This window comes from Variovorax sp. Root411, assembly GCF_001425205.1.
GTDB lineage: Bacteria > Pseudomonadota > Gammaproteobacteria > Burkholderiales > Burkholderiaceae_C > Variovorax.
The window spans coordinates 598166-614239 of record NZ_LMDW01000001.1; the positions used below are offsets into that span (position 1 = coordinate 598166).

General features: G+C 65.8%; 19 protein-coding genes. 8 read left to right on the forward strand and 11 right to left on the reverse strand.

Annotation, left to right across the window (positions count from 1 at the left end):
• Positions 1-5: 5 nt before the first annotated feature.
• The 7 genes from era to ASC92_RS02700 are packed head-to-tail and all read left to right on the forward strand — an operon-like array spanning position 6 to position 6246.
• Positions 6-971: a GTPase Era gene (gene era, locus ASC92_RS02670; protein ID WP_056510033.1), complete on the forward strand. Its 966-nt coding sequence runs from the start codon at positions 6-8 to the stop codon at positions 969-971.
• A 1-nt stretch (position 972) separates the two neighbouring features.
• Positions 973-1746, forward strand: a complete 774-nt coding sequence (gene recO / locus ASC92_RS02675; RefSeq protein ID WP_056510035.1) for a DNA repair protein RecO — start codon at positions 973-975, stop codon at positions 1744-1746.
• A complete protein-coding gene (locus ASC92_RS02680; RefSeq protein WP_056510037.1) occupies positions 1743-2495 on the forward strand; it encodes a pyridoxine 5'-phosphate synthase in 753 nt (250 codons plus the stop codon). The genes recO and ASC92_RS02680 overlap by 4 nt, the downstream gene beginning before the upstream one ends.
• 13 nt (positions 2496-2508) lie before the next feature.
• Complete coding sequence (gene acpS, locus ASC92_RS02685; protein ID WP_056510038.1) at positions 2509-2901, forward strand: holo-ACP synthase; 393 nt, start codon at positions 2509-2511, stop codon at positions 2899-2901.
• Positions 2898-3977, forward strand: coding sequence for a beta-N-acetylhexosaminidase (nagZ, locus tag ASC92_RS02690; RefSeq protein WP_056510039.1), 1080 nt, complete (start codon positions 2898-2900; stop codon positions 3975-3977). The genes acpS and nagZ overlap by 4 nt, the downstream gene beginning before the upstream one ends.
• A 31-nt stretch (positions 3978-4008) precedes the next feature.
• Positions 4009-5358 (forward strand): galactosyl transferase GMA12/MNN10 family protein, encoded by a 1350-nt coding sequence (locus ASC92_RS02695; protein WP_056510041.1) that lies wholly within the window; start codon positions 4009-4011, stop codon positions 5356-5358.
• A 21-nt stretch (positions 5359-5379) separates the two neighbouring features.
• Positions 5380-6246: a hypothetical protein gene (locus tag ASC92_RS02700; protein ID WP_056510043.1), complete on the forward strand. Its 867-nt coding sequence runs from the start codon at positions 5380-5382 to the stop codon at positions 6244-6246.
• A 15-nt stretch (positions 6247-6261) separates the two neighbouring features.
• Here ASC92_RS02700 and ASC92_RS29550 read toward each other — a convergent pair whose 3' ends face one another.
• The 6 genes from ASC92_RS29550 to ASC92_RS02720 all read right to left on the reverse strand — a co-directional run bounded on the left by ASC92_RS29550 (position 6262) and on the right by ASC92_RS02720 (position 10744).
• Complete coding sequence (locus ASC92_RS29550) at positions 6262-6387, reverse strand: hypothetical protein (RefSeq protein ID WP_268810459.1); 126 nt, start codon at positions 6385-6387, stop codon at positions 6262-6264.
• 13 nt (positions 6388-6400) lie between these two features.
• Positions 6401-6577 (reverse strand): hypothetical protein, encoded by a 177-nt coding sequence (locus ASC92_RS28475; RefSeq protein WP_157608966.1) that lies wholly within the window; start codon positions 6575-6577, stop codon positions 6401-6403.
• 44 nt (positions 6578-6621) lie between these two features.
• A complete protein-coding gene (locus tag ASC92_RS02705) occupies positions 6622-7143 on the reverse strand; it encodes a M48 family metallopeptidase (protein WP_056510044.1) in 522 nt (173 codons plus the stop codon).
• Positions 7140-8411: an Hsp70 family protein gene (locus ASC92_RS02710; RefSeq protein WP_056510046.1), complete on the reverse strand. Its 1272-nt coding sequence runs from the start codon at positions 8409-8411 to the stop codon at positions 7140-7142. The genes ASC92_RS02705 and ASC92_RS02710 overlap by 4 nt, the downstream gene beginning before the upstream one ends.
• Before the next feature lie 2 nt (positions 8412-8413).
• Entirely contained in the window at positions 8414-9976 is a 1563-nt protein-coding gene (gene lysS, locus ASC92_RS02715) for a lysine--tRNA ligase (RefSeq protein WP_056510048.1), read from the reverse strand.
• 123 nt (positions 9977-10099) lie between these two features.
• Positions 10100-10744, reverse strand: coding sequence for an LON peptidase substrate-binding domain-containing protein (locus tag ASC92_RS02720; protein WP_056510050.1), 645 nt, complete (start codon positions 10742-10744; stop codon positions 10100-10102).
• 51 nt (positions 10745-10795) lie between these two features.
• Here ASC92_RS02720 and ASC92_RS02725 point away from each other — a divergent pair, with 51 nt between their 5' ends.
• A complete protein-coding gene (locus tag ASC92_RS02725) occupies positions 10796-11356 on the forward strand; it encodes a YggT family protein (RefSeq protein WP_056510052.1) in 561 nt (186 codons plus the stop codon).
• Between the two features lie 73 nt (positions 11357-11429).
• Here the strand turns inward: ASC92_RS02725 and accD are convergent, their stop codons facing one another.
• The 5 genes from accD to truA all read right to left on the reverse strand — a co-directional run bounded on the left by accD (position 11430) and on the right by truA (position 16053).
• The gene (accD, locus tag ASC92_RS02730; protein ID WP_007830494.1) at positions 11430-12302 is read right to left on the reverse strand and encodes an acetyl-CoA carboxylase, carboxyltransferase subunit beta; all 873 of its coding nucleotides are present in this window, start codon (positions 12300-12302) and stop codon (positions 11430-11432) included.
• Positions 12303-12368: 66 nt separating this feature from the next.
• A complete protein-coding gene (gene trpA / locus ASC92_RS02735; RefSeq protein WP_056510055.1) occupies positions 12369-13214 on the reverse strand; it encodes a tryptophan synthase subunit alpha in 846 nt (281 codons plus the stop codon).
• Positions 13214-14491: a tryptophan synthase subunit beta gene (gene trpB, locus ASC92_RS02740; protein ID WP_056510057.1), complete on the reverse strand. Its 1278-nt coding sequence runs from the start codon at positions 14489-14491 to the stop codon at positions 13214-13216. Before trpB ends, trpA begins: the two co-directional genes overlap by 1 nt.
• Positions 14492-14539: 48 nt before the next feature.
• Entirely contained in the window at positions 14540-15235 is a 696-nt protein-coding gene (locus ASC92_RS02745; protein ID WP_056510059.1) for a phosphoribosylanthranilate isomerase, read from the reverse strand.
• Positions 15232-16053: a tRNA pseudouridine(38-40) synthase TruA gene (truA, locus tag ASC92_RS02750; protein ID WP_056510061.1), complete on the reverse strand. Its 822-nt coding sequence runs from the start codon at positions 16051-16053 to the stop codon at positions 15232-15234. Before truA ends, ASC92_RS02745 begins: the two co-directional genes overlap by 4 nt.
• Positions 16054-16074: the final 21 nt, after the last annotated feature.

Here is a 16074-nt window from a genome sequence, read left to right on the forward strand (position 1 = left end):
TCACTATGAACGATGCTATCAATCCCGTAGCCGGACCCGAAGACGCAGAAGGCGACGCGGGTGCCGGCGGTCCCCAGCACTGCGGACTCATCGCCATCGTCGGCAAGCCCAACGTGGGCAAGTCGACGCTGCTCAATGCGCTGGTCGGCCAGAAGATCAGCATCACCTCGCGCAAAGCGCAGACCACGCGCCACCGCATCACGGGCATGCGCACGCTGGGCGCGACGCAGTTCGTGTTCGTCGACACGCCGGGCTTCCAGACCCTGCACGCCAATGCGCTGAACAAGTCGCTCAACAAGACCGTGCAGGGCGCGGTCGGCGACGTGGACCTGATCCTGTTCGTGGTCGAGGCCGGCAGCTTCACGCCGGCCGACGAGCGCGTGCTCAAGCTGCTCGGCAAGGGCATCCCGACGGTGCTGCTGGCCAACAAGCTCGACAACGTGCACCGCCGCGGCGACATCGCGCCCTGGCTGCAGACTATGCAGGCCAAGCACAGCTTCGCCGAGTTCGTGCCGATGTCGGCGAAGAACGCCAAGGATGTCGAGCGCCTGTTCGGCATCTGCGAGAAATACCTGCCCGAACAGCCCTGGTTCTACGACGAAGACGAGCTGACCGACCGCAGCGAGAAATTCCTCGCCGGCGAGCTGGTGCGCGAGAAGCTGTTCCGCCTGACCGGCGACGAGCTGCCCTACACCTCGACCGTCATCATCGACAAGTTCGAAGAAGAGCCGCCCCAGAAAAAAGGCCAGAAGCGCCTGCTTCGCATCGCGGCCACCATCGTGGTCGAGCGCGATGGCCACAAGGCCATGGTGATTGGCGACAAGGGCGAGCGCATCAAGCGCATCGGCATGGAAACGCGCGTCGAGCTCGAGAAGCTGGCGGACGCCAAGGTGTTCCTCGAACTGTGGGTGAAGGTGCGCTCGGGTTGGGCCGACGACGAAGCCCGCGTGCGCTCGTTCGGCTACGAATGAAGTGGCCGCTGCCCACCGCGTTTCGCATGAGCCGGCTTACGTCCTCCATCGCTACGATTGGAGCGAGTCGAGCCTGATCCTCGAGGTCTTCACCCGCCACCACGGGCGCATCGCGCTCGTGGCCAAGGGGGCGAAGCGGCCGAGTTCCAACTTCCGTCCCGTGCTGCTGCCGCTGCAGCCGCTGCAGCTCAACTATGGTGGCGACGCCGAGATCCGCACGCTGAAGGGTGCCGAGTGGATGGGCGGCCACGTCATGCCGACCGGCGAGGCGCTGCTGTCGGGCTACTACGTCAACGAACTGCTGCTGCGCCTGCTGGCGCGCGACGACGCCCACGAAGCGCTGTTCGACGCCTACGCCGGGGTCGTGCAGGTGCTGGCGGGCGACCATGCCGGTGCCCAGGCGGCCACCCAGGCCGCGGCGCTGCGCGCTTTCGAACTGCTGCTGCTGCGCGGGGTCGGCCTGCTGCCATCGCTCGACACGCAGACCCTCACGCTCGAACCGCTCGCCGCCCGCGAGCGCTACAGCCTCGTGCCCGAAGCCGGATTGCGCCAGGCCGCCGCCGACGAGGCCGCGCTGACCGGTGCCGAATGGCAGGCCCTGCAGGCCGTTCTCGACGACCGGGCTCCTTTTACCGCCACGTTGCGTGAAATTGCCACCATGAACGCCGGTAGCAACAGTGCCCTGCGCAACCAGTTGCGCGCCTTGCTCAACTACCATTGCGGCGTGTCCACGCTGCGCACGCGGCAAATGATGAGAGATCTGCAAGCACTATGAGCACTGTCACCTCGCTGTCCGTCAACCTCAACAAGGTCGCCCTGGTCCGCAACACGCGCCACCTGGGCATCCCGAGCGTGGTGAAGGCCGCCGAGGCCTGCCTGGCCGCCGGTGCGCATGGCATCACCGTGCACCCGCGGCCCGATGCCCGCCACATCCGCGCGCACGACGTCAGTGACCTGTCGGCGCTGCTCGCCAAAGAGTGGCCGGCCGTCGAGTTCAACGTCGAAGGCAACCCGTTCCAGAATCTCATGGATTTCGTGCGCGCGCTGAAGCCGCACCAGGCCACCTTCGTGCCCGACAGCGAAACCCAGTCGACCAGCGACCACGGCTGGACCTTCCCCGACGACGCCGAGCGCCTGCGCCCGCTGATCGCCGAAGCCAAGGCGCTGGGCGTGCGCGTCAGCCTGTTCATGGACCCGATTCCCGAGATGATGGCTGCGGTCAAGGCCGTGGGCGCCGACCGCGTCGAGCTCTACACCGAAGGCTACGCGGCCTCACGCGGCACGCCCGACGAGCAGGCCGTGCTGGCGCGCTATGCCGATTCGGCGCGCGCGGCGCTGGCCGCGGGCTTGGGCGTCAACGCCGGGCACGACCTGAGCCGCGACAACCTCACCACCTTCCTGCGTGCGGTGCCCGGCGTGCAGGAGGTCTCGATCGGCCATGCCTTCGTGGCGGACGCCCTCGAACTCGGCTATGCGGCCGCCACGCGCGACTACCTGCGCTGCATCAGCGAGGCGCAGCAATGAACGCTAGCGCCGCATGATCTACGGCATTGGCACCGACATTTGCGACCTGCGTCGCATCGCCGCGACCTTCGAGCGCCAGGGCGAACGCTTTGCGCGCAAAGTGCTGAGCGATGCCGAATTCAAGGTCTGGCAGGCCCGCAGCGCGCGTTGGCCCAAGCGCGGCCTGAGCTACCTCGCGACCCGCTTCTCCGCCAAGGAGGCCTTCAGCAAGGCCATCGGCCTGGGCATGCGCACGCCCATGAGCTGGCGGCTGTGCGAGATTGCGAACCTGCGCAGCGGCAAGCCCGTCATCGTGCTGCATGGCGGCCTGAAAGACTGGTTCGAGGCGCAGGGCCTGACGGCCCACGTGACCGTGACCGACGAAACCGAATACGCCGCGAGCTTCGTGGTGGTGGAGAAAACATGACCGCCGGGCTTGCCGACCGCCCCCACGCGCCGCTGATCATCGATGTGGCGGCCACCGAACTCAACGACGCCGACCGCCGGCGCCTGGCCAATCCGCTGGTCGGCGGCGTGATCCATTTCGCCCGCAACTGGCGGGATCGCGCGCAGATGACCGCGCTCAATGCCGAGATCAAGGCGATCCGTCCCGACCTGCTGATCTGCGTCGACCACGAGGGCGGCCGCGTGCAGCGCTTTCGCACCGACGGCTTCACGCGACTGCCGTCGATGCGCGCACTGGGCGAGCTGTGGATGCGCGACGCCATGCGCGCCACCCAGGCCGCGACCGCCGCCGGACAGGTGCTGGCGGGCGAACTGCGCGCCTGCGGCGTCGACTTCAGCTTCGCACCGGTGCTCGACCTGGACTACGGCGGCAGCAGCGTCATCGGCGACCGCAGCTTTCATCGCGACCCGCGCGTGGTCGCGCTGCTGGCCAAGAGCGTGATGCACGGCATGCTGCAGATGGGCATGCGCAACTGCGGCAAGCACTTCCCGGGGCACGGGTTCGTCAAGGCCGACTCGCATGTGGAGATTCCGGTCGACAAACGCGGCCTGAAGGCCATTCTTGAAGACGACGCGCGGCCTTACGAGTGGTTGTCGAGCACGCTCGGCGCGGTGATGCCGGCGCACGTGATCTACCCGAAGGTCGACAAGCGGCCGGCGGGGTTCTCGTCGAAGTGGCTCAAGGCGATCCTGCGGCAGCGCTTTGCGTTCGACGGGGCGGTGTTCAGCGACGACCTGAGCATGGAGGCGGGGCGCTACATCGACGGCCGGTTGCTCAGCTATGCCGATGCGGCGCTGGCTGCGCTCGAAGCGGGGTGCGATCTGGCGATGCTGTGCAACCAGAGCGTGGGCGAGGGGCGGTTGCTCGACGACTTCCTCGAAGGCTTCGAGGAAGTCGCGCGCGCGGGCCGATGGCAGCCGGATGCGCACAGCGAAGCGCGTCGCCATGCGCTGCTGCCGCAGGGCGCCGCACCCGATTGGCCGACGCTCGTCGCTTCGCGCGGGTACCGCGATGCAAGACGAATGACGGACATCTGAAAGCCGCCGTTCAGCCGATCCGGAGCCAGCAATGCCCCTGTGCCTCAGTCTTTTTCAGCGCATGGATGAGGCCGTGCTGCGCAACCACGCGCACTACTGCCGCCTGTTTGGCTACGCCCACCAATGGATGGAGAGCGACAGGCTGATTCATCCGGCGCTGCGCGCCAGCGCCAAGTACAGCCAGATCCTTCGCCACTTGCGCATGCTGGCCGAGGGTGACTGGTTGCTCTTTCTCGATGGCGACTCCGTGGTTTTTCATCCCGTGGCCGTCGAAACGCTGATACAGGGCCGCGACCTGCTCGCGGCGGAAGGACCGCCGACCGATGGCCAGCCGGGCCCGGCGATGACCAACACCCTGGTGGTGCGCAACGTGGCGGCCAATCGCGCGTTGCTGCACCAGCTGATCGTGGATTCGGGCCATGTCGTCGCACTGGAATCCGACCGGCTCGACGAGGCCGTGCGGCTTCGTCCGGCAGGCCTGCTGGCGTGCAATGGCGTGCTGGCCGATGTCTACTTCAACGTGTCGTGGCGCATTGCGCAGTGGCATGACGCGCGGGTCTTCGTGGTCAATCTGGCGTCATTGCCTGTTCCGTTGCCAGGCGGTGGATGGCGCGACGAGATCCTGCACGATGTGAACCTGCAAGCCTTGCTGGTGCGGGAAGTCAACGGCGCCTTGATGCATGGGCGGCCCGCGTTGCAGCCACCCCGGTACCCAGCACTGGGTGATGAGTCGGTGAGCAGCCTCAACCCCAGCGCGCGCATCGCATTCCTGACGCTCTACACCCACCACGTGCAGACCTATGCCAGGGTGTCGGAGCACAACGTGCGCCGCTATTGCGAAAGGCATGGCTATGCGTACCACGTGTACCGGGCGATTCCCGCGGAGATCGGGCCGGGAATCAACGGCTCCTGGGTTCGGAGCTGGTTGCTGCAACAGCATCTGGCGAACCACGACTGGGTGATCTGGGTCGATGCCGACGTCCTCTTCTTCAACCAGACTCGCCCAATCGATCCCTTGCTGCAGGGGCGCGATCTGCTGCTGGCCAAGGACGTCGGCGCGTGGCTGTTCAATTCCGGCGTGATGGGGTTCCGCAACACGCCGCGCAACCTCGAATTGCTGGCGCAGATCTGGTCGCGGATCGGCGAGGTGGCCGACAAGTCGGGCGTCTACACCAGCATGGGCGACCAGTACTACACCAACGAGGTGCTGAACCAGGAAAGGCTGCTGGACGAACGCAGCGTACTCGACAACCTGACCATCAACACGCCGCCCCTGCTCGCAAGCGAGGACACGCTGCTCGTGCATTTCGTGAGCCTCGTCGAGCCCTATCGCTCCGTGTACATGGCAGCGATGGATACCCGCTCACAACGGATCCGATAGCAGCTAACGAAAGGAAACGACATGACGATGGGAGTGCTGGTCTACATCGACAACAAGCAGGAAATCATCGACGAGTTTTCATGGCTCTACAAAAGCATGATCTTCTCGAACCTCTTCTCGCGCGCAAAGATCATTGCAGTCTGCCATCCGGACGTCATCGGCGCGCTGCCGCAGGACGAAAGGATTGTCGTGATTCCGAGCGAGCCCTACGCGCAACGCAATGCCGATTGGAACGGCTACGGCTACATCAATTCGGTCGCCAACCTCTGCGAGCCGGCCGTGATCGAGGAGTGCAGGAAGTACGACACCCTGCTGAAGACCGATTGCGACACCTTCGTCACGCCGGCGCTCACGAACTTCACGCCGACTGGCCTGTGCTTCGGCTTCGGCGCATACGCCTATGAAGAAGAGGTGCGCCGCAAGCTGTCCGAGTGCAGCCGGCGCTGGGGCTTTCCGCATTCCGGCCTGCACAACGTCGGCGCTTCGGTGCTCGGACCGTCCGAGTTCGTCTGCAATTTCGTGGAGTCCCAGCTCGACTACTGCAACAAGCTGCTCGACGAAGAGTTTCGCCACTTCCAGGGTACGTGGCCGGGGTGGTGCAAGAACGTCGTCACGATGTATGCGGGCGAACTGGCCTTGCGTCGTACCTACCCTCAGCAGTGTTCGCTGGGGCTGCTTGACCATCTACCCTATGCGAGCCGCTCGTTGGGCAGCGACGTGCTGCACATCCACGCGTGGCACACCGATCAGTATTGGTCGAAGCACCAGTACCGCGCCGGCAAGTACGCCGGCATGGCACTCGACGAGATCGACCGGCGCACCTTGGGCGGCTACTGCCACTGGCTGGCAGTCGCCAATATCGAGCAGGTCAGGGCCGCGGTGGCCTGAGGAAGACGCGGGACGTCACCAGCGCCCGATGCGCGCCAGCGTCTCGCGCACGTCGTCCAGCAGCCACAGGCCCAGACTGCGGTCGGTCTGCGGAAACCGCGGAGAGCCTTCCAGCGAGGGATAGATGATCGCCTCGGTCACGTTGCTTCGACGATCAGTCTGCGCGGCGGCGGCAAGTGATAGGCACCATCTCTAGGTTGGCTGGCAGCTCGCGGAAGATCTGCGCAGTGTTGCTGAGTTCGGAGCCCGCGCCCGACACGCTTTCCATCGAACCCCACGTGTTGGTGTTGAAGATGTTCGAGAAAATGGCCTCGGTCGGCGGGGTGGACATGGGCGCGGTCGATCCTTGGAAAAGGGAATATGAAAGACGGGTGGTCAAGGCGCCTTCGAGGCCATCGTCCAGAGCGATTCACCTCCGGCGTCCATGTGGGTCAGGTAGAGCCGCAGGTCGAATTCGAGCTGGTGGTAGTCGGGCTCCATGTGCGCGCATAGCGCGTAGAAGGCCTTGTCGTGACTCTTTTCCTTGGTATGTGCGAGTTCGTGCACAACGATCATCCGCAACCACGCCAATGGCACGCCCTTGAACAAGCTCGCCACCCGGATTTCACGCTTTGCCTTGAGCTTTCCGCCTTGCACGCGCGAAACCGTGGTGTGCGTCCCCAGCGCGTTGCGGATCACGTGCAGCTTGTTGTCGAACATCACCTTCGACAGCGGCTCGGCCTTGCGCATGAACTCGCTCTTGAGTTCGTTCACATAGTCATAGAGCGCGCGGTCGGTCTGTACGCTGTGCACTCCGTCGGGATAGCGCTTGCCGAGCATCGTGCCCAGCTTGTCCTCGGCCATCAACTGGCGGACCTGGTCCAGCAAGGGCGCCGGATAGCCCGCCAGGTATTTCATGGCCGGCGCTCCGTGCGCGCTGCGCAGGCCAGTCCCGTAGCCACGCCGCCGAACAGGTCGCCCTCGACCAGGTTCACGCCCGCGAAGCTCCTGCGCAGGGCGTGCTGGAACGGCCGAAGCGCGGAAGATCCGCCGGTGAGGTAGATCGCGTCGAGGTCGCCGCTGCGCAGGCCCGCGCGCTTGACACAAGCGTGCGCGCAGGCGATCACGTTCTCGAGTGAACCGGCCAATTGTTGAGCCATGTCGGCTGGCGTGAGCGAGGCCACCAGCCCGCGCTCGGCACAACCGAGGTCGATGGCGGTTTCGGCGTCGGTGATCGAAGCATCGATCTTGGCCGCTTCCACTGCACTCGCGATGCGATGCCCGTGCCGTTCCTCGAGCACGGTCATCAGCCGGTCGTGCAGCCGCGTGTCGCTGTAGCTCGTGCGCAGGTCTTTCGCCTGGCGCACCGCCTTGGCGGCGTAGAGCCAGTTGATCAGGTGCCAGGACGAGAGTTCGAAGAACACCTTGCTCGGCACTTCGCGCCCCTGCGGGCCGTGGTGCCGGAAGCCGAACTGCGGCATCACCCGCTCCAGGTTCAGGCGCTGGTCGAAATCGGTGCCGCCGATGTGCACGCCGCTGGTGGCCAGCACGTCGTCGCTGCGGTCCTCGCGCGTCGCGCGCTCGGGTCCGACGCGTACCACGGTGAAGTCGGATGTGCCTCCGCCGATGTCGACGATGAGCACGATCGACTCCCTGGCGATGCGCTGCTCGTAGTCGAACGCGGCTGCGATCGGCTCGAGCTGGAAGGCGATCTCGCGGAACCCCGCTGCGCGTGCCGCGTGGCGCAGGCTCTCTTCGGCGCGTTCGTCGCGCTTCGGATCATCGTCCACGAAGTGCACGGGCCGCCCGATCACCACGCGCTCGGGCATCTGGCCGAGTTCACGGCTGGCGCGCACGGCCAGTTCGCGCAGGAAGCGCGCAATGATGTCCTCGAAGCTCACGAGGCCGTCGTAGATGGCGGTCTTCTCCTGCATCAGCGCGCTGCCGAGCAGGCTCTTCAGCGAGCGCATCAGCCGGCCTTCGGTGCCCGAGAGGTACTGGCCGATGGCGTCGCGGCCGAAATGCGTGGTGCGGTCTTCGGCGTTGAAGAAGATGGCGGTGGGCAGGGTGGTGGCCGCACCTTCGATGGGCAGCAAGCGGGCCTCGCCGTCGACCCGGCAGGCCACGGCGGAGTTGGAGGTGCCGAAGTCGATGCCGATCGTCGGCAGCGACGACGGTAACTGCACGCTCAAGATTCCCTGCGCAGCGCCGGGAACAGGATCACGTCGCGAATGCTCGGCGAATCCGTCAGCAGCATCATCAGCCGGTCGATGCCGATGCCGCAGCCGCCGGTGGGCGGCATGCCGTATTCGAGCGCACGCACGAAGTCGTGGTCGTAGTACATGGCTTCGTCGTCACCGCTGTCCTTGGCGGCCACCTGTGCGTTGAAGCGCGCGGCCTGGTCTTCCGCATCGTTCAACTCGCTGAAGCCATTGCCGAACTCGCGGCCCGTGATGTAGAGCTCGAAGCGCTCGGTGACCTCGGGGCGCTCGTCGTTGGCGCGCGCCAGCGGCGAGATCTCGGTCGGGTGCTCCATGATGAAGGTCGGCTGCCAGAGCTTCTCTTCGACGGTTTCCTCGAAGTACATCACCTGCAGGCTCGCGAGGCTGCGCTGCGAGAGCTTGTCCTTCTCTTCGCTGAGGCCGATCTTGCGCAATGCATTGATCAGCCACGCGCTGTCGTCCACGCCGTCCCCGGCTTCGGTGTGCTTGAGGATCGCTTCGCGGATCGTCAGGCGCTCGAAGGGCTCGGTCAGGTCGACGGGCTTGCCCTGGTAGGTGAGCCGCTGCGCGCCCACGGCCTTGTCGGCGATGGTGCGGATCAGCGTCTCGGTGAAGTCCATCAGGTCGCGGTAGTTCCAGTAGGCCGCGTAGAACTCCATCATCGTGAACTCGGGGTTGTGCCGCACCGAGATGCCCTCGTTGCGGTAGCTCCGGTTGATTTCGAACACGCGCTCGAAGCCGCCGACGATCAGGCGCTTCAGGTAGAGCTCGGGCGCGATGCGCAGGAACATCTCCTGGTCAAGCGCGTTGTGGTGCGTCTTGAAGGGCTTGGCGTTGGCGCCGCCCGGAATCGGGTGGAGCATGGGCGTCTCGACTTCGAGGAAGTCGTTGGCCACCATGAATTCGCGCAACGCGCTCACTGCCTTGCTGCGCGCGGTGAAGCGCACGCGTGCGGCTTCGTCGGTGATCAGGTCGACATAACGCTGGCGGTACTTCTGCTCCTGGTCGGCCATGCCATGGAACTTGTCGGGCAGCGGGCGCAGGCTCTTCGTGAGTAGGCGCAGCTTCGTGACCTTGACCGACAGCTCGCCGGTCTTGGTCTTCATCAGCGTGCCTTCGGCGCCCACGATGTCGCCGAGGTCCCAGCGCTTGAAATCGGCGTAGACCTCTTCGCCGACCGCGTCGCGCGTCACATAGAGCTGGATGCGGCTCGTGGCATCCTGCAGCGTCGCGAAGCTGGCCTTGCCCATCACGCGCTTGAGCATCATGCGGCCGGCCACGCTCACGGAAACGGCTTGCGCTTCGAGGGCTTCGGCCTCGGTGGCGCCATGTGCCTCGACGAGCGCCGCGGCGCGATGGCCCGGCTTGAAGTCATTCGGGAATGCAACACCCTTGCCCTCGGTCTGCGCTGTGCGCAGCAGCTTGAGCTTCTCGCGGCGTTCGGCGATGAGCTGGTTGTCGTCGACGGCTGGCGCGGAGGCGGGCGCTGCAGCGGGCGTGGGAATGGGAGGGGTCAGGTGATCGGACATGGGGAGCGGGTGAGGCGCAACGGGAGCGTGCGCGAGCCCGGCATTTTAGCCGATCGGATTCAGGCGAAGCCGCTGTCCAATGCCCGTCGATCCTGTGCAATGCGCTACGAAAAATATAGCAATCTATTGAGCAATGCCCGTACGCGCGAGCAGATCGCTGACCAGTTCGAGGCGCATCAGCGGGCTGTCGAGCTCCATCAGGCGCTGCTTCAGTTCGAGCTGCATCGGCACCAGTTCGCACCAGCGGTTGGCCACCCAGCCGCAATCATCGAGCAGGTAGGGCATGTCGATGGGCAAGCGTACAGATTCGCCCTGTGCGCGGCGCCGCTCCTCGAGCGTGTCGATCAGGCGTTGCAGCGCCGTGGCGGTGTGCTTCAGGTCGTCGGGAATTTCGAGCGCGACGTCGTCGGCCACGGCCTCGACTTCGGCCACCCACAGGCCGTGCTTCTGCAACTCGGTGCCGCGCACCCGGAAGCGCTGGGTGCCCACGCATTCGATCTGCAACAGCCCGCTTTGCGGCGATTCGAACTCGCGGATCATGGCCAGCGTGCCGATGGCGGCGAAGCTCTCTGCATCGGCGCCGGCCTTGCGCACTTCGCTGCCGCTGGTGAGGCTCACCACGCCGAAGGGCGCGTCGGCCTTTCGGCATTTACCGATCATGTCGAGATAGCGGACCTCGAAGATGCGCAGCGGAAGAAGGCCGCCCGGAAACAGGACCGTACCGAGCGGGAACAATGGCAGTGAATGCAAAAGGGGTAGTGTCGTCATCGAAGAGAGCCTTGCGTGGCTATCATCGCATTCCGCTCACGGCTGCGCCCCATGCTCTATCAGATTCCCTCATTCCTCCTCGACGTGATCGTCGGCCTGCTCGGCGGCGCCTGCCTGCTGCGCCTCTACATGCAGTACCACCGGGTGCCGTTCGGCAACCCGCTCGGGCGCTTCGTGTTTGCCATCACCGATTGGATCGTGCTGCCGCTGCGGCGCATTGTGCCGTCGGTGAAGCGTTGGGATCTTGCCAGCCTGATCGCGGCCTGGCTGCTGGTGTTGCTGAAGTTCCTGCTGCTGTGGCTGCTTGCAGGCAACCTCGGACGGATCGCAACCTTGCCGTTGGTGTCGCTGGTGGGGCTGATGCAGCTGGCGGTCTCGGGCCTGACGGCGCTGCTGGTGGTCTATGCGGTGCTGTCGTGGATCCCGGGCGCATCGCCGATGTTGCTCGACCTGATCTCGCGTCTGGCCGAGCCAATGGTTCGGCCCTTCAGGCGCTTCATTCCGCTGATCGGCGGCATCGACCTGTCGCCGCTGGCGGCCATCGTGGTGCTACAGGTGGTCGCGATCGTGTTGAGCAACCTGCTGGTGTTCGCCTATCAACTGACGTTCTGAACCTCACAAGCAAAAGAAAAAGAGCCCGGGTGCATCGCACCCGGGCTCTCTTGCATTGGCTTGCTGTGATCGTTCAGCTGACCGCGTCGGCCGGCTGGCGCAGCAGCATGGCCAGCGAGCTGGCGATCGTCTTGCGCAACTCGCGCCGGTCGCTGATGAAGTCGATGGCGCCCTTGGTCTGCAGGAACTCGGCACGCTGGAAGCCTTCGGGCAGCGTCACGCGCACGGTCGATTCGATCACGCGCGGGCCGGCAAAGCCGATCAGCGCCTTGGGCTCCGCAATGACCACGTCGCCCACGAAGGCGAAGCCGGCTGACACGCCGCCCATGGTGGGGTCGGTCAGCACGCTGATATAGGGCAGGCCCTTCTTCGCGAGGCGCGTGAGCGCGGCGTTGGTCTTGGCCATCTGCATCAGCGAGAGCAGGCCTTCCTGCATGCGTGCGCCGCCGGTGGCGGTGAAGCAGATGAAGGGCACCTTCTGCTCGATGGCGGTTTCGACGCCGCGCACGAAGCGTTCGCCGACCACGCTGCCCATGGAGCCGCCCATGAACTCGAACTCGAAGCAGGCGACGACCACGCTGATGCTGTGCACCGAGCCGCCCATGACGACCAGCGCGTCGGTCTCGCCGGTGTTCTCCAGCGCCTCCTTGAGCCGCTCGGGGTATTTGCGGCTGTCCTTGAACTTGAGCGCGTCGACAGGCAGCACTTCCTGTCCCACCTCGTAGCGGCCTTCGGCATCGAGGAAGGCGTCGAGTCGCGCACGGGCGCCGATGCGGTGGTGATGGCTGCAGCTCGGGCAGACGTTCTGGTTGTGCTCGAGGTCGGTCTTGTAGAGAACGGTCTCGCAGGCGGGGCACTTGATCCACAGGCCCTCGGGCACCTGGCGGCGCTCCGATGGGTCGGTTTGTGCGATCTTGGCGGGTAGCAGTTTTTCAAGCCAGCTCATAGGACTCCGAATTAGCTCCCCTCTCCCGCATGCGGAAGAGGGGCTGGGGGTGAGGGGCAGCAGTGATTATCGGCCAGCCGCATTCTTCGGGATAGCCGCCGGCAGCGCGTCGAGCGCCTCGCGGATGCCGGCCAGGAATTCGCGCACCGCCGGCACGACCTTCTCGCGCGGCTGGTCTTCGATCAACTGGATGATCTTCGTACCGATCACGACCGCATCGGCGGCCGAGCCGACCGCCTGCGCGGTGCGCGCATCGCGAATGCCGAAGCCCACGCCGACCGGGATGCTCACGTGCTGGCGGATGCGCGGAATCATCTGCCCGACCGCCTCGGTGTCGAGGTGGCCCGCGCCGGTCACGCCCTTGAGCGACACGTAGTAGACGTAGCCGCTGGCGATGCGCGCGACCTGCGCCATGCGCTCGTCGGTGCTTGTAGGCGCGAGCAGGAAGATCAGGTCGATGCCGGCTGCCTTCAGGTCCGCAGCGAAGGCTTCGCATTCCTCGGGCGGGTAGTCGACCACCAGCAGGCCATCGACGCCGGCCGCGGCCGCATCGTGGATGAAGGCCTTCTTGCCGTGTACGAGGTCGTAGCGCTCGACGGGGTTGGCATAGCCCATCAGCACCACGGGCGTGGTCGCGTCCTTCTGGCGGAAGGCGGCGACGATGGCCAGCACCTGCTTCATGCCGATGCCCAATGCCAGCGCGGCCTCGCCGGCCTTCTGGATCACGGGGCCATCGGCCATGGGGTCGGAGAAAGGCACGCCCAGCTCGATCACGTCGGCGCCGGCCTCGACCATGCCGTGCATCAGCTCGGGCGTGATGTCCGCGAACGGGAAACCGGCGGTGACGTAGGGAATGAGGGCGCGGCGGCCGTCTTTTTTCAGCGCATCGAAGGTGGTTGCAATGCGGCTCATCACTTGCCTCCCTTCACGCTCAGACCGCGCATCGAGGGGCGGTCATAGAAGTCGACGCCCGACAGGTCGGCCACGGTGCCGATGTCCTTGTCGCCGCGGCCCGAGAGGTTCACCAGGATCGACTGGTCGGGGCGCATGGTCTTCGCGAGCTTCATCGCGTGGGCCACGGCATGGCTGGATTCGAGCGCTGGAATGATGCCCTCCGTTCGGCACAAATAATGGAAGGCTTCGAGCGCCTCGGTGTCGGTGATGCCGACGTATTCGGCCCGGCCGATGTCGGCCAGGTACGCGTGCTCGGGGCCCACGCCCGGGTAGTCGAGGCCCGCACTGATGCTGTGGGTCTCGGTGATCTGACCGTCCTCGTTCTGCAGCAGGTAGGTGCGGTTGCCGTGCAGCACGCCCGGGCTGCCGCGCAGGATCGAGGCCGAGTGCTTGCCGCTGTCCAGCCCTTCGCCCGCGGCTTCGACGCCGATCAGGCGCGTGCTGGCGAACGGAATGTACGGATGGAAGATGCCCATCGCATTGCTGCCGCCGCCCACGCAGGCGACCACCACGTCGGGCTGCCTACCCTCGGCCTCGCCGGTGATGCCGTCGGCCGCGAGCATGGCCGGCATCTGCGCGATGCACTCGGTGCCGATCACGCTTTGGAAGTCGCGCACCATGGTCGGGTAGGGGTGCGGGCCGGCCACGGTGCCGATGATGTAGAAGGTGTTTTCGACGTTCGTGACCCAGTCGCGCATCGCCTCGTTGAGCGCGTCCTTCAGCGTCTTGCTGCCCGACTCGACGGGCACGACGGTCGCGCCGAGCAGGTTCATGCGGTAGACGTTCGGGCTCTGGCGCTTCACGTCCTGGCTGCCCATGTAGACCACGCATTCGAGGCCGTAGCGCGCGCAGATGGTGGCGGTGGCCACGCCGTGCTGGCCGGCGCCGGTTTCGGCGATCACGCGGGGCTTGCCCATGCGGCGCGCGAGCATCGCCTGCCCGATCACGTTGTTGATCTTGTGCGCGCCGGTGTGATTCAGGTCTTCGCGCTTCAGGTAGATCTGCGCGCCGCCCATCTCGCGGCTGGTGCGCGCGGCGTGGTAGATCGGCGAGGGACGGCCGACGAAGTGCTTCAGCTCGTAGTGGAATTCGGCAAGGAACGCCGGATCGTCCTTGAACCTGGCGTACGCGTCGCGCAGTTCGTTGATTGCGTGCGTGAGCGTTTCGCTCGCGAAAGTGCCGCCGTAGTTGCCGAAATGGCCGGTGGCATCGGGTTGCTGGTAGTTGCTTTGCATGATTTCCGATCGGTGGGCCGCAGCCCGACAAACGATCGGCTGCGGCGGCTAACTGGAGAAGGATGCGTCGGCCGCCCTGACGGCTGCGACGAATTGCCGGATCTTTCCGGCGTCCTTGAGGCCCTTGTTCCCGGGACCGTCGATTTCGACGCCCGAGCTCACATCAACGGACAGCGTCTTGCAGCGCGTCCGCAGGATGCGAATGCCATCGCTCACGTTTGCAGGTGTGAGCCCACCACTCAAGACGAGGTGAGCGTCGACGGCGGGTGGAAGAAGTGACCAATCGAATGCCTTGCCGCCACCGCCATAACCTTCGACATGGGCGTCGAGCAGGATGGCCTGGGCGTGGGAGTAATCGGACGCGTATTTTACGAGGTCGAAGGCCGCGCCGGCAGCCCCCATCGGAATGCGGGCGGCGCGCATGTAGCGGAAGCGGCCGGGGCCGCTGGCTTCTTCGCACTGCCCGGGCGTCTCTTCGCCATGGAATTGCGCGATAGCGCCCTTCACATGGGCGAGTGATGCTATGACTTTGGGAGCATCCTCATTCACGAACAACAGCACGGGCGTGATGAAGGGCGGCAGGCGCGAAGCCAGTTCGGCGGCGCGATCGAGCGTGACGGCGCGAGGGCTTTTCGCGTAGAGCACGAAGCCGATGGCATCGGCGCCCGCTTCGACCGCGGCAACCACGTCGGCCTCACGCGTGAGGCCGCAGATCTTGATGCGGGTGCGGGAAAGAGCGGTCATGGCGGGCCATCATACGGAGCCCCGCCGGCCTGCAGCGTCGCTTCGGCCGGCAGACCCCACTTGGCGTCGTACAACGGGCCCAGGAAGTACAGGCCGTCCGCGGAGAAGGTGGGCGCCGCCACCTTGCGGCTGCGCGCCTCGAGCACCTCGGCGATCCATTCGGGCCGTTCGTCGCCGCGGCCGATGCGCACGAGGCAGCCCATCAGGTTGCGGATCATGTGGTGCAGGAACGCGTCGGCCTCGAACTCGAAATGCCAGCGGCAGCGTTCGCCTTCGCCGACCCGCGTGATTCGGATGCGGCGCAGGTTCTTCACGGGCGACCTGGCCTGGCAGGCCGAGGCGCGGAACGAACTGAAGTCATGCGTGCCGATGAGCACGGCGGCGGCTTTGCGCATCGCATCGCCGTCGAGCGCATGCATCGACCAGCCGACCCGGCCTGAATCCAGGCTGGGCCGCACCGGCGACTGCGAGAGCACGTAGAGGTAGCGGCGTGCCAGCGCGCTCGCGCGGCAATGGAATTCGTCGGGCACAGGGTGCGCCCATTGCACCGCGATGTCGTCAGGCAGGAAGCGGTTGGTGCCGCGCATCCAGGAGAAGGGTTCGCGCTCGACATCGGTGTCGAAGTGCACCACCTGCATCAGCGCGTGTACGCCGGCATCGGTGCGGCCGGCGCACAGCGTGCCGATCTTGCCGGATGGCTGCGCGGCGAACTTCGCGAGGGCCGCTTCGAGCTTGTCCTGCACCGTGCGGCCCGAGCGCTGGCTTTGCCAGCCCTCGTACGCCTGGCCGTTGTACCGGATGCCGAGCGCCAGCCTCACGAATTCAGGGGACGGAACAAC